Source organism: Roseomonas sp. CECT 9278, assembly GCF_918698155.1.
Lineage (GTDB): Bacteria > Pseudomonadota > Alphaproteobacteria > Acetobacterales > Acetobacteraceae > Neoroseomonas.
Map to the genome: position 1 here is coordinate 81,988 of NZ_CAKKLX010000010.1, position 12,522 is coordinate 94,509.

Consider the following 12,522-nt stretch of genomic DNA (forward strand, 5'->3'; position numbering starts at 1 on the left):
GCGCGGGAAACCCGCCCCGGTCAGAAGGATCCGCCGGTGCGGAAGCCCCCGCCCTGGTCGCTCTTGCCGCCGGTGCGGAAACCGCCGCCCGTCGTGCCGCCGCCGCCGCCCCAGTCGCCGCCCTTCGGCCCGGCGCTGCCTGCCTGCTTGCCGCCGCGGTCCCAATAGGGCGCGGCATCCTCGCCGCCCCACCAGCCGCCGCCGGGTTGCTGCGGATTGGTGTGCCACGGCCCGGGCGCCGGCTTGCCCCAGGGCCCCGGCAGGGAATTGCCCCAGGGGCCGGGATGCGCGGTGCCCTGCGTGCGGTCGGGCACGCGCTGGCGTTCCATCCGGTCCCAGAAGCCATCGCGCGACAGCGCGCCGCGCAGCACCTCGCTCAGCAGCGCACCGACCAGCGCGCCGCTGGCGAAGCCCCATTCGCTGCGCTCGACGCCGCGGCTGCGCATGTCGCTGCGCAGCGCCTGCATCTCGGCGAAGCGGCGCCGCGCGCCCTCGGCCTGGCCCTGTGCATCCGCCAGGTCGCGTTCGATCCGCGCACGCTCCGCCGCGGCGATCTCGAGCCGCGCGACGATGGCATCGTCGTCGCGCGTGGGCGTGCGGGCCGCTTCCTCGCGCAACGTGCGCAGCGACCGCGCGCCGATGGCCGTTTCCAGCGCACGGATCGCGGCCTGCGAATCGGCGTCCTCCCCGGCAGCGAGCGCACTGCGCTTCGCCTCGGCGGCGGCAAGCGCGGCCTGCGCGGCCTCGACCGCATCCTCGGCGGCTTCCAGCGCATCGACCGGCGGACGGGCATCGCCCTCGGGCAGGCCGGCGATGACGCGGCGGCGGTCGAGCATGGCGCGCACCGCCGCATCCGCCGCGGCGCGCATCCGCTGCGCATGGCCGGTCATGTTGCCGGGCAGTTCCGACAGCAGGTGGTAGCTGCGCCGCGCCGGCTCGAAGTCGATCAGCCGGGCGACCCAGCCATCGATCATCGCGACCAGCGGGAAGGCCCGGTAGCGACCGGTGCCGTAGCCACGGTCCCACAGATACGCGAAGAGCGGATCGGCGCGGTACGGGCGGCCCTTCTCCTCGAAGTCGCGCGCGGCGAAGCCGGATTTCTGCTCGGCGTGCTGGGCGGTGCGCTCGGCCTCCTCCGCGGCGGTGGCCAGGCGGCGGTAGTCGGCATCCTCGGCGGCCTTGGCATCGGCGGCGCGCAGCGCGGCGGCCTCGGCATCCTGCGCGGCGCGGTGGCGGGTGGCCTCCGCGTCGCGCGCTGCCTCGGCGGCCATCAGCGCATCGCGCGCATCGAGCACGGCGCGCTGCGCGGCTTCGAGCTCGCTCGCGCGGCGGCGCAGGCTGGCCTGCACCTGCGCGCCCGCGGCATCCAGCGCATCGAGCGCCGACCGGCCATCGGCCAGTTCCAGCACACGCAGGCGCGCGAGCTCGCGCAGCGCGCCGGCTTCCTCGGATCGCAGGCCCTCGCGCCGCGCCGCCAGCGTGTCGGCCTCGGTCTGCGCGGCCGAGGCCTCGCGCTGCGCCTCGGCCAGGCGCTGGTCCATCTCCTGCAGGACCGCGACGCCGCTCACCATGACAGGATCGCCCCCCCGTTGGTCTGCACCGTCCAGTTCGTGGTGGTGCTGCCGGCGACCTTCTGCCCGATCACCGGCTGGTCGATGATGCCGTCCGCCAGCTTGTCGCGGCGCACGCGTTCGAATTCGGCCTCGGGGACGCGCAGGGCCCAGCGCGACACGCGCGCGACGCGGCCATCCTCCTCGCTGGTGATCGGCACCTCCACCGGGCGGCCGTCGCGGTCCACCGCCTCGACCACCAGGTAGTAGTTGCGCGCGCGCGGGTTCGCCGCCGGCACGCGCCACACGGCGGACGGCTCGCCGGGCCGGTTGACGATGCGGACCGTGTAGGCGGCGGCGAGGCGCGCCGCGAGGTCGTTCAGCGCGGTGCGGCGTGCGCGGGCCTCGGTTAGGTTGGCGGCGCGCGCCGCCGCCTCGCCCTCGGCCAGCAGGCGCGCGGCCTCGGCGCGCGGCGCGGCTTCCTGCGTGCCGGCGAGGACGCGGTCATGTTCGGCGCGCAGCGCACGCGGCAATTCGGTTTCGAGTTCGCGCGTGATGGCGGCCGCTTCGCGCGCACGCGGCATGGCCACGGTGACGAAATACACGCCCCAGCCCAGCACCAGCACGCCGAGGCCGGCGGCCGCGAACTTCCCCCACCGCCCGCGCGTCGCCCAGGCGGTGGCCAGGCTGCGCTGCCAGCCTTCGCCCTTCGGCGCATAGGCGAAGCGCTTTTCCTCCAGCGCCGCGATGCCCTGGTCGAGCACATGGTCCGACACCACGATGCCCTGCGAGGTGTAGATCTCGCGCAGGCGTTCGCGCAGCCGCGCCTGGCGGTCGGTGCCTTCCAGCTCGCGCTCGACCAGGCGATCGGCGTGGCGGATCGTGTCCACCACGTCCATCGCCAGCATGGTCTCGGTCAGGGCGGGCGCGGGCGCGCCCGCGCGCGTCTCACCCATTCGCGGCGGCGACCACGGTGGCGCGCTGCGCCAGCCTCGCCATGCGCTGCTTGGCTTCCTCGACCGACCGGCGGATCTCGTCGCTGTTCTGCGTCGCGGCGGTGCGCATCTCGTCGATGATCTCGATCGAGCGCTCCTGGTAGTTCACCACCGATTCGACCAGCTTCTTCACCGCGTCCGCCTGGATGGTCGGGCCGTAGCCGGCGCGCAGCGCGGCTTCCTGCACCTTGCCGCCGATCTCGGCGAGGACTTCCAGCGACTGGTTGACGCCGGCCTTCATGCTTTCCAGCGCGCGGGTGCTCTCGTGCAGCCCGTGCATGCCGGTGAAGGATGCGGTCAGCGCGGTCAGCACCGCCTCGTTGGTCGAGAAGAAGGAGACCGACTGCTGGTAGACGCGTTCCTTCGCCGTGGTGATCTGCACCAGGCGCGCCATGATCACTTCGGACGTGTTGTAGGAAACGGTCAGGTTGTCGGCGAGGTCCTTGGCGATCTGGTACTTGCCGTCCTCGGCCTGGAGGTGGCGCAGCGCCTCGTCGCGGGCGAGTTCCAGGCGGGCGCGCTCGGCCGGTTCCGCCGCCGCGGCGGCCTCGGCGGCCTTCACCGCCACGTCGGTCGCGTCCTTCGCGACATTGAGCCGCCCCTCGGCATTCTTCAGGACTTCCAGCGCCAGCACCTCGCCCTGCTTCATGGCGCCGCGGAAGTCGCGATAGGCTTCCAGGATGGCGTGCTCGCGGTCGATGTTCTCCTTGGTGTCCTTGGACACTTCCAGATAGGTATCGCGGATGGTGTTGAAGCGCGAGGCGATGTCGCCGCGCGTCGCCTTCTGCCAGATGTTCGACAGCCGCTCCATGGTGGAGATCTTGCCGTCCTCCATCTGCGCGACCATGCCCTTCGCATCGTCGCGGATGGAGTTGAAGGCGGTGGTGATGGTCTGGTAGCGCTCGCCCACCTCCATCGCCTTGATCTGCTCGCGCACCACCTCGTTGAAGTTGGAGGCCTGGTTCAGCACCCGCGCGATCAAGGTCACGCGGTCGGCGTCCAGCTCCATGATCTTCGACAGCAGGCCGGTGATCGGGGTTTCCTCCGCCGAGGCGGTCGGCATGGGCAGGCCGAGGTCGCGCAGCGCGCCCATCGCCTTGTCGAGGTAGCGCATGGGCTGCACGGTGACGGCGGTCTCGCTCATGCTCGTAGGTCTCCTGGCCTGTCGTTCCTGGCGGGCCCTTCATAGCGCGCCCGGGGCGCCGGAGTCAGCCTGTGATCGCGGTTGCGCGCGTCACACGACCGACACGTTGCTGCCCAGCAGATAGGCGGCGCCCGACCTGTCGCAGATGCCGCGGATCAGCGTGTCGAGGCTGCCCGGCACCGGGATGCCGTCGCGCAGGCGGCGCTGGCGCTCGGCTTCCTCGGGCTCGCCGGCGACCAGCACGGGCTTGGCGGGGTCGGCCGCCGGTGTGGCGTGCAGCACGTCGATCACGTCGTCCAGGTCGTCTTCGAAGTCGCCGGGCATGCGGAAGGCAGCCGGGTCGATCGCCATGAAGAAATGGCCGATGTCGTCGGGGTCGCCGGGCTTCTGCGTGCGGTTGCGGATCGGGCTGAAGGAGGAACCGACCAGCGTGCCGCCCAGGATATGCACCATCATCGCCAGGCCATAGCCCTTCGCGCTCGCCATCTCCGCCGAACCGCCGAGCGGCGAGAGCCCGCCATCGGGCCGGTTGAACACGATGTCGAAGCCCTGCTTCGGGTCGGTGACGGGCTGGCCCTTGGCGTCCAGCACCCAGCCCGCGGGCAGCGGGCGGTCATTGAGGTCGTAGACCTTCACCTTGCCCGCGGCCGTGGTCGTCGTCGCCATGTCCAGCACGAAGGGCGGGTGGCGCCTGGCCGGCGCCGCGAAGGCCAGCGGGTTGGTGCCCAGCACCGGCGCCGCGCCGCGCGTGGGCACCATGGTCACGCCGCGCGTGGCGGAGGTGACCATGCCGATCGCACCACGCCGCGCGGCGATGCGCGCATAGACCCCCGCCGCGCCGAAATGGTGCGAATTGCGCACGCCGACGATACCCACGCCGGCCTGTTGCGCCTTGTCCACCGCCAGGTTCATCGCGAAGGCAGAGACCGGATGGCCCAGCCCCGCCCCGCCATCCACCAGCGCGGTGCAGGCATTCTGCTTCTCGATGCGCGGGCGGGCCTGGAGGTTCAGCGAACCGTCCTTCACCCGCTTCTCGTAGGTCATCAGCATCGAGATGCCGTGGCTGTCGACGCCGAGCAGGTCGGTCTCGATCATCGCCTCGACCGTGGTGGCGAGCAGGTCGGGCGCCATGCCCCAGGATTGCAGGATGGCCTCGATCTGCGCGCGCACGCGCTCATGCGGGACGTTCACGGGGTGCCTTCGCGGATGACGGGGTTGGTCAGGTGGCCGATTCCGGTGATCTCGATATCCACCACATCGCCATGCTTGAGGTCCGGCGACGACCCATCCGTGCCCCACCAGATGATGTCGCCCGGATGCAGCGTGACGTTGCGCGTCATGGTGGCCATGAACTTCGCCACGCCGAACAGCATGTGGCTGGTGCGGAAGCGGGTGCGGACCTCACCGTTCAGCCGCACGATGGTCTCGGCGGCGTCGAGGTCGAAATCCGTCTCGATCCAGGGGCCCATCGGCTTGAAGGTGTCGGTGTTCTTGGATCGCCAGAAGGTGCGGTCGGATTTCTGCCAGGTGCGTTCGCTGACATCATTGCCGATGGTCCAGCCGAGCAGGCAGTCCAGCGCGTTCTCCTCGGTCAGGTGCTTGGCCTTGCGGCCCACCACGGCCACCAGCTCGCCCTCGTAGTGCACCTTCTCGGTCGCGTCGGCGGGGATGACGATGGTCTCGCCATGGGCGATCAGCGCATTCGCGGCGCGGTAGCCCATGTCCGGCTTGTTCGGGATGTTCGGCACCTCGCCGCGCTTGGCCGCCCCTTCCTTGACATGTTCCACGTAGTTGAGGCCGGCGCAGTAGAAGGTCGGCGGGATGACTGGCACCTCGATCTTGACGGCGTTCAGATCATGGCGGCGCGACGTGGCCTCGTGCCCGCGGAACGGGTCGCCGGCCACCTCGGCGATGCGGTCGCCTTCCAGGATGCCATAGGCGGTGCGGCCCTCGGCCGTGAAGCGGATCCAGCGCATCAGGCGGCCAGCGCCTGCTGGATGAAGCCGGGCTGGAACACCTTGTCGGCCATCACCTGGCAGCGCTTCATCAGGCGATGCTCGTTCGGCCCGTAGTCGGGGATGGCGTTGTGCAGCGTGCCGATATTGTCCCAGATCAGCAGGTCGCCCTCGGTCCATTGGTGCGTGTGCAGGAAGCGGTCCTGCAGCTGGTGTTCGAACAGGGCTTCCAGCACGCGATCGCTCTCGGCCTCGTCCAATTCGTTGATGCGCACCGCGTAGCCGGGGTTGCAGTAGAGCACGCGCCGCCCGGTGACCGGATGCGTGAGGAACACCGGATGCACCGAGGGCGGCCGCTTGGCGCGTTCCTCCGGCGTCAGCGGCTTGCGGTTGGCCGTCCCGCGCTTGACCATCATGTCCCAGAACTTGTTGAAGTCGTGCGTCGCCGTGGCGGTCTCCAGCCGCGTCTTCAGAGACGGGTCCAGCGCGTCATAGGCTGCATGCATGTTGGCGAAGACGGTGGAGCCCAGCACGCGCCCGTCGCGCCGCGGCACCTTGTGCGCGTTCAGCACGTTCACGAAGCCCATCGTGTCGCGATAGGACATGTCGGTGTGCCAATCCTGCCCGGCATCGGCCAGGCCGATCGGCGTCCCGTCCTCGACGATGTTGGACAGGATGCCGACCTCGGGGACCTGCGGGTCCTGAAACCTGCCCGACAGCGAGGTCTGAATCGACCCGAAGCACCGCGAGAAATCCCGCAGCGCCGCCGGTTCCAGCAGCTGGTTCGGGAAGCACAGCACGCCATAGCGCCCCAGCGCGCGCAGGATGGTCGCGAAATCCGCCGGATCCATCGGGCGCGACAGGTCGATGTCGGTGACGTTGGCGCCGAGAACGCCGCTGGTCGGACGGATGGTGGGCATGACGGTGTCTCCCTTCCTGCCGGTGCTGGAGCCATGGCGCGACCGGATGCGGGCGCATCCCGCGCGGAGCTTCGCGTCCCGCCGGGGCATCCCGGCCCCGTTGCGCCGACGCTACGCCCCGGCCCGGCCGCCGGCAAATCGCGACCGCGGGATTGGCGCGCGCCGCCCTTCGCGCCACCTTCCCACGGCAACAGCAGGCACTGGCAGGGCAAGATGACGACACCGGTGGTGGCCATCCTGGCGCAGGGCGCGATGGGGGCCGGCGTGGCGGCGCGGCTCACCGCGCGTGGCGTAAGCGTGCTGACCAACCTCGATGGCCGCAGCGCCGCCAGCGCGGCACGCGCGGCGGCGGCTGGGATGCGCGCTGTGCCGTTCGCGGGGCTGGCGCAGGCCGATGCCTTCCTGTCGATCCTGCCGCCCGACCAGGCGGAGGCGACCGCCGCCACCCTGGCGCCGGTGCTGGCTGCCGCACCCAAGCCGCCGATCTATGCCGACTGCAACGCGATCAGCCCGGAAACGATGGGGCGCATCGCCGCGACGCTCGGCAGCCATGGGCTGCGCGTGGTCGACGCCGGCATCATCGGCGGGCCGCCGCGGGAGGGTTACGCGGGCCCGGTGGTCTATGCCTCCGGCCCTGACGCGACAGCCTTGGCCGCGCTGCTGGCTGGCCGCGGCATCGACCTGCGCGTGGTGGAAGGGCCGCTCGGCGCCGCCTCCGCGCTCAAGATGTCCTATGCCGGCATCACCAAGGGCCTGGTCGCGATCGGTTCCGCGATGATGCTGGCGGCGACGCGTGCCGGCGCGGCGGATGCGCTGCGCGCCGAGCTCGCCGCGAGCCAGCCTGCGCTGTCGGCCTGGTTCGCACGCATGGTGCCGTCGATGTACGACAAGGCCTACCGGTGGGCGGGCGAGATGCAGGAGATCGCCGACTTCACGCACGCGGATGCCGGGGCCAGCGCGATCTATAATGGCGCCGCGGCCTACTACGCGCGGCTGGCCGAACCGGGGGCGGCGGAGGAGATCGCCGCGCTGCGTGCCTTCCTCGACGGCGGCGCGCCGCCGCGCGCATGAACGGCGCGCCGGACCATGCGGGCAGGACGCGGTTCTTCCGCGACTTCCTGCATTTGGCCGGGCCGTTCTGGCACGACGGGCCGCAGCGCTGGCGCGCGCGCGGGTGGACGTTGGCGATGGCGGTGCTGGGCGTGGCGCAGGTTGCGTTGGCGATCCGCCTGAACCTGTGGAACGCGGATTTCTTCGATGCGCTGGAACGGCGATCGATGGATCGCTTCCTCGCGCAGATCGGCGTCTTTGCGCTGATCGTCGCCGGCGCCGTGATCGCCAATGCCTTCCACATGGTCGCGCGGCGCCGTCTCAACATCGCCTGGCGCGCATGGCTGACGCTGCGCGTCGTCGGCGAATGGATGCAGGATGCGCGGCACTACCAGATCGCGCAGATTCCCGGCGATCACGACAATCCGGACGGGCGCATCGCCGAAGACATCCGCATCGCGACCGAATACGCGATCGATCTGGCGAACAGCCTGCTCTACGCGACGCTGCTGCTGGTCACCTTCGTGGGCCTGCTGTGGACGCTGTCGGGGCGGATCATGGTGTTCGGGTTCGACCTGCCGGGGCATATGGTGGCGCTGTCCCTTGCCTATGCGGCGGCGGGGTCCGTGGTGGCCTTCCTGCTCGGCCGACCGCTGGTGGGCGCGACCGACCTGCGCCAGACGCGCGAGGCCGACTTCCGCTTCGGCCTGGTGCGCGTCCGCGAAACCGCCGAACCCATCGCGCTCGCGCATGGCGAGGCGCGCGAGCGCGGCCGCATCACCGCGCTGTTCGACGGCATCCGCCCGGCCTGGGCGGCGCAGACGCAGGGGCTGTCGCGCCTGACCGGGTTCTCCGCCGGCTACCTGACGCTCGCGCCGGTCTTCCCGATCCTGGTGACGACGCCGCGCTACATGGCGGGCACGATCACGCTCGGCGGCGTCATGCAGATCGCGCAGGCTTTCCAGCAGGTGACGGCGGCACTGTCCTGGCCGGTCGACAACCTGCAGCGCATCGCGGAGTGGCGTGCCTCGGTCGAACGCGTCCTGTCGCTCGACGAAGCGGTGCGCGTTGTCGCGGCGGAGTCGGCGCGGACGGGGGCGGAGGCCATCGTGCTCGACCGCGGCGTCGGCCATGGCCTCGGCGCGCGCGACCTGTACGTAGCCGCACCGGACGGCACCGCGATCCTTTCCGACATCACGCTGCACGTCGCGCCTGGCGAACGCGTGCTGGTCGATGGCGACCCGGAAGCCGCGCAGGCGCTGTTCCGCGTGCTGGCAGGGATCTGGCCCTGGGGCCGTGGAATCGTGGACCTGCCGCCGGACGCCGACGTCACGACGATCGGCGAGAAACCGCATCTGCCCGAAGGCCCGCTGCACGATGCGCTGACCTTTCCCGAAGCCGCCGAGCGCTTTCCGCCCGAGGTCGCATCCGCCGCGCTGGCGGCCGTCGGTCTCGATGCGCTGGTGCCACGGCTGGCGGAGATCGCCGACTGGGACGCGATGCTGGGCGCGGTCGACCTGCAGCGCCTCGCCATCGCGCGGGTGCTGCTGCATCGGCCACGCTGGATCCTGCTGGGCGACACCACGACCGCCTTCGAACCGGCGGATGCGGACCGCACGGTCGACCTGCTCGCGACCGCGCTGCCGGACTCGGCTCTGCTGGTGCTGGGCCGCCATCCGGGCGCGACGGAACGCTTCACCCGGCGCCTCACGCTGCGCCGCGTGGCGGGCGGCGATGTCCTGCTGCACGAGATCCATGCGCGCCGCCAGGCGGCCACCCAGCCGCGCCGGCGCCCGCTGCCGCTGGTGGACTGGCTGCGCCGCGGCTACGACCACCGCGACATGCGCTGATCAGGCGGGGCTGTTCACGCCGAGGCGCGTCGCGGTCGCGAGGATGTTCGACCAGGTGTCCCCGGGCAGCGGCACGCCGCCGGCGGTGCGTTCGGCGCGGCGCTGTTGCTCAGGCTCACCGGGCAGCAGCACCGGTGCGGCGGCGTTGGCCGGGCGGCAGGCGGCGATCCAATCGGCATAGGCCAGGCCCATGCGTTCGAATTCCGCCTGGGTGCCGAAATGCTTCGGCGACAGGAACACCGAGAGCATCCCGTTGGCGATCCGCCCGCGCCCGCTGACCGGGCCGGAGGTGCCGCCGGCGGTCAGGCAGCCGGCCAGCATCTCGCACATGAAGGCCAGGCCCGATCCCTTGTGCTCGCCGAAGGCGCGGATCGCGCCCTGCCCGTTCGCCGGGTTGCGCGGGCCGACCGCATCATAGGGGCCGTACAGCGTGTGCGGGTCGGTGGACAGCCGGCCATCGGGTTCGATCAGCGCGCCCTCGGGCAGCTTCTTGCCGCCCGACGACGCGACCAGCACCTTGCCTTCCGCCACCAGGGAGGTCGCGAAATCCAGCACCAGCGGGCGGCCCGGCAGCGGCACCCCGATCGCGACGGGGTTGGTGGAGAAGCGCCGCTCGACACCGCCGAAGGGTGCCACCAGCACACTGCCGGCGACGTTGACGAAGTGCATGGAGATCAGCCCGGCGGCGATCGCCTGTTCGGCATAGTCGCCGACGCGGCCGATATGGCCGGCATTGCGCAGCGCGGTGACGCTGACGCCGTGCTGCTGCGCGCGCGCGATGCCCAATGCGACGGCCTGCGGCGCCACGGTCTGCCCGAAGCCCCACTTGCCGTCGACCAGCGCGAAGGCGCCGCCATCGGTGACGATTTCGGCATCCTGCCCCTTCACGACGAAGCCGGCTTCGAGCCACTCGACATAACGCGGCACGCGCACCACGCCGTGGCTGTCATGCCCGGCCAGGTTGGCGCCGACCAGGTGCGTGGCGATGCGGTTCGACTCCGCTGCGTCGCAGCCCGCCGCCAGGAAGACGTCGCGCACCAGCGCGGTCAGGGTGGGGACGGGGATGTGGTGCATCTGCATGTGCGTCGTTCCGACCTTCGCGGTCAGTCTCCAGGTGCCGGGAAATTGGGCCAGCGGTCCCCGCGGCGCTGCACGGCAACGTCGCGGGGCCCCGGTTCGGGGGAGGTCCCCCGTTCCTACATCGCCGCGATCTTCTTCGCCTGCGGCGCCAGCAGTCGCATGTAGGTGGGCGTCACCAGCATCTCGGTGATGTTGGCGCGGGCGGGCATGGTGGCGACGAACAGCGCCATGGCGGCGATGTCCTCGGGCTGCAGCAGGCGCTCGATGTCCTCGGCAGGCACGGGTTCGGGGCGGTTCTTGAGGATGTCGGTCGCGACCTCGCCCGGGCAGATGCAGCAGGAGCGGATGTTGTGGATCCCGTTCTCCTGGTTGATCGACTGCGACAGCGCCACGAAGCCGTGCTTGGCCGCCGTGTAGCCGGGCCCCGACAGGAACGAGATGCCCTTGCCCGCCATCGACGCGATCTGGATCAGGTGCCCGCCGCCGCGCTTGCGCATCCCCGGCAGCACGGCGATCGAGGTCATGAACGGCGCGGTCAGGTTGCCGTCGACCAGCGCGCGGATCGACTCCGGCGTCAGCTGGTGCATGTAGCGCCTGGGCAGGTTCACGCCGGCATTGTTCACCAGGATGTCCGGCCCGCCGATGCTGGATTCCACGGTCGCGAGGGCGGCGGCGATCTGCTTTTCGTCGGTCAGGTCGCAGGGCACGATCACCGCGCCACCGCCGATCATCGCCGCGGTTTCCTCCAGCGGCGCGGTGCGCCGGCCGGTCAGCGCGACCTTCGCCCCTTCCTGCGCGAACAGGATGGCGATGGCGCGGCCGATGCCGCTGCCCGCCCCGGTGACCCAGGCGGACTTTCCTTCCAGGCGCTTCATTCAAATGACCTTGTCGGTGGTGGGGTCGATCAGATGCATCTGGTCCATGTGCGCGATCAGCCGCAATGGCTGGCCCACCGCGGCCGGCGTCGCGGGATCGAGCCGCGCGGTCAGCTCCGCCCCCTCGAGCTTGAAGTGCGCGAGCGTCTCCATGCCCATGGGCTCGATGACTTCCGGCGTCAGGATCATCGGCGCGGGGTTGGTCTTGTCGGTGGGCTTGTCGTCGGTCAGGTGCTCGGGGCGGATGCCGAAGACCACGTCACGGCCGGCATAGGCGCGGTAGCGCGCGGTGCGGGCCTCGGGCACGTCCACGCTCATGCCCGCGGGCAGGTGCAGCCGCAGCGCGCCGGACATCTCCTCGAGCTTCGCCGGGATGAAGTTCATCGCCGGTGATCCGATGAAGCCCGCGACGAAGCGCGTGGCGGGCGTGTGGTAGAGCACCTGCGGCGGGCCGACCTGCTCGATCACGCCGTGGTTCATCACCACCACGCGGTCGGCGAGCGTCATCGCCTCGACCTGGTCGTGCGTGACGTACACAGTGGTGGTCTTGACCGTCTGGTGGACCTTCTTGATCTCGGTGCGCATCTGCACGCGCAGCTTGGCATCGAGGTTCGACAGCGGTTCGTCGAACAGGAAGACCTTGGGGTCGCGCACGATGGCGCGGCCCATCGCCACGCGCTGCCGCTGCCCGCCCGACAGCGCCTTGGGCTTGCGGTCGAGCAGCGGCGTGATGTCGAGGATGCGCGCGGCTTCCTTCACGCGGCGGTCGATCTCGGCCTTGGGGAATTTCCGCAAGGTCAGGCCGAAGGCCATGTTGTCGTAGACCGACATGTGCGGATAGAGCGCGTAGTTCTGGAACACCATCGCGATGTCGCGGTCGCGCGGCGGGATGTCGTTCACCACCGTGCCGCCGATGGCGATGTCGCCGGAGGTGATCTCCTCCAGCCCCGCGATCATGCGCAGCGTGGTGGACTTCCCGCAGCCCGAGGGGCCGACCAGGACCACGAATTCATGGTCCTCGATCTCGAGGTCGATGCCCTTGACCGCCTGCACGCCGCCTTCATAGGCCTTGATGATCTTGCGGAGCGAAACCTGCGCCATCT

At 70.9% G+C, this 12,522-nt stretch carries 11 protein-coding genes; 2 read left to right on the plus strand and 9 right to left on the minus strand.

Going from position 1 to position 12,522, the window contains the following annotated elements; translation table 11 throughout:
* Nucleotides 1-20: 20 nt before the first annotated feature.
* The 6 genes from LQ222_RS09180 to LQ222_RS09205 all read right to left on the minus strand — a co-directional run bounded on the left by LQ222_RS09180 (nucleotide 21) and on the right by LQ222_RS09205 (nucleotide 6,564).
* Entirely contained in the window at nucleotides 21-1,568 is a 1,548-nt protein-coding gene (locus LQ222_RS09180) for a hypothetical protein (RefSeq protein WP_230165952.1), read from the minus strand.
* Complete coding sequence (locus LQ222_RS09185) at nucleotides 1,565-2,506, minus strand: DUF6384 family protein (RefSeq protein ID WP_230165953.1); 942 nt, start codon at nucleotides 2,504-2,506, stop codon at nucleotides 1,565-1,567. Before LQ222_RS09185 ends, LQ222_RS09180 begins: the two co-directional genes overlap by 4 nt.
* The gene (locus tag LQ222_RS09190) at nucleotides 2,499-3,689 is read right to left on the minus strand and encodes a hypothetical protein (protein WP_230165955.1); all 1,191 of its coding nucleotides are present in this window, start codon (nucleotides 3,687-3,689) and stop codon (nucleotides 2,499-2,501) included. The genes LQ222_RS09185 and LQ222_RS09190 overlap by 8 nt, the downstream gene beginning before the upstream one ends.
* 90 nt (nucleotides 3,690-3,779) lie before the next feature.
* On the minus strand, nucleotides 3,780-4,880 hold the full coding sequence (locus LQ222_RS09195) for an Ldh family oxidoreductase (protein ID WP_230165957.1): 1,101 nt from the start codon (nucleotides 4,878-4,880) through the stop codon (nucleotides 3,780-3,782).
* Nucleotides 4,877-5,665: a fumarylacetoacetate hydrolase family protein gene (locus LQ222_RS09200; RefSeq protein ID WP_230165959.1), complete on the minus strand. Its 789-nt coding sequence runs from the start codon at nucleotides 5,663-5,665 to the stop codon at nucleotides 4,877-4,879. Before LQ222_RS09200 ends, LQ222_RS09195 begins: the two co-directional genes overlap by 4 nt.
* The gene (locus tag LQ222_RS09205; RefSeq protein WP_230165961.1) at nucleotides 5,665-6,564 is read right to left on the minus strand and encodes a TauD/TfdA family dioxygenase; all 900 of its coding nucleotides are present in this window, start codon (nucleotides 6,562-6,564) and stop codon (nucleotides 5,665-5,667) included. Before LQ222_RS09205 ends, LQ222_RS09200 begins: the two co-directional genes overlap by 1 nt.
* Before the next feature lie 213 nt (nucleotides 6,565-6,777).
* Here LQ222_RS09205 and LQ222_RS09210 point away from each other — a divergent pair, with 213 nt between their 5' ends.
* Together LQ222_RS09210 and LQ222_RS09215 are read left to right on the plus strand one after the other, a co-directional pair.
* Complete coding sequence (locus LQ222_RS09210; protein WP_230165963.1) at nucleotides 6,778-7,635, plus strand: NAD(P)-dependent oxidoreductase; 858 nt, start codon at nucleotides 6,778-6,780, stop codon at nucleotides 7,633-7,635.
* Complete coding sequence (locus LQ222_RS09215; RefSeq protein WP_230165965.1) at nucleotides 7,632-9,464, plus strand: ABC transporter ATP-binding protein/permease; 1,833 nt, start codon at nucleotides 7,632-7,634, stop codon at nucleotides 9,462-9,464. The genes LQ222_RS09210 and LQ222_RS09215 overlap by 4 nt, the downstream gene beginning before the upstream one ends.
* Here LQ222_RS09215 and LQ222_RS09220 read toward each other — a convergent pair whose 3' ends face one another.
* The 3 genes from LQ222_RS09220 to LQ222_RS09230 all read right to left on the minus strand — a co-directional run bounded on the left by LQ222_RS09220 (nucleotide 9,465) and on the right by LQ222_RS09230 (nucleotide 12,520).
* The gene (locus LQ222_RS09220; RefSeq protein ID WP_230165966.1) at nucleotides 9,465-10,544 is read right to left on the minus strand and encodes a malate/lactate/ureidoglycolate dehydrogenase; all 1,080 of its coding nucleotides are present in this window, start codon (nucleotides 10,542-10,544) and stop codon (nucleotides 9,465-9,467) included. It lies immediately after the preceding gene.
* Between the two features lie 116 nt (nucleotides 10,545-10,660).
* Nucleotides 10,661-11,419 (minus strand): SDR family oxidoreductase, encoded by a 759-nt coding sequence (locus tag LQ222_RS09225; RefSeq protein ID WP_230165967.1) that lies wholly within the window; start codon nucleotides 11,417-11,419, stop codon nucleotides 10,661-10,663.
* On the minus strand, nucleotides 11,420-12,520 hold the full coding sequence (locus LQ222_RS09230) for an ABC transporter ATP-binding protein (protein ID WP_230165968.1): 1,101 nt from the start codon (nucleotides 12,518-12,520) through the stop codon (nucleotides 11,420-11,422). It lies immediately after the preceding gene.
* Between the last annotated feature and the right edge of the window lie 2 nt (nucleotides 12,521-12,522).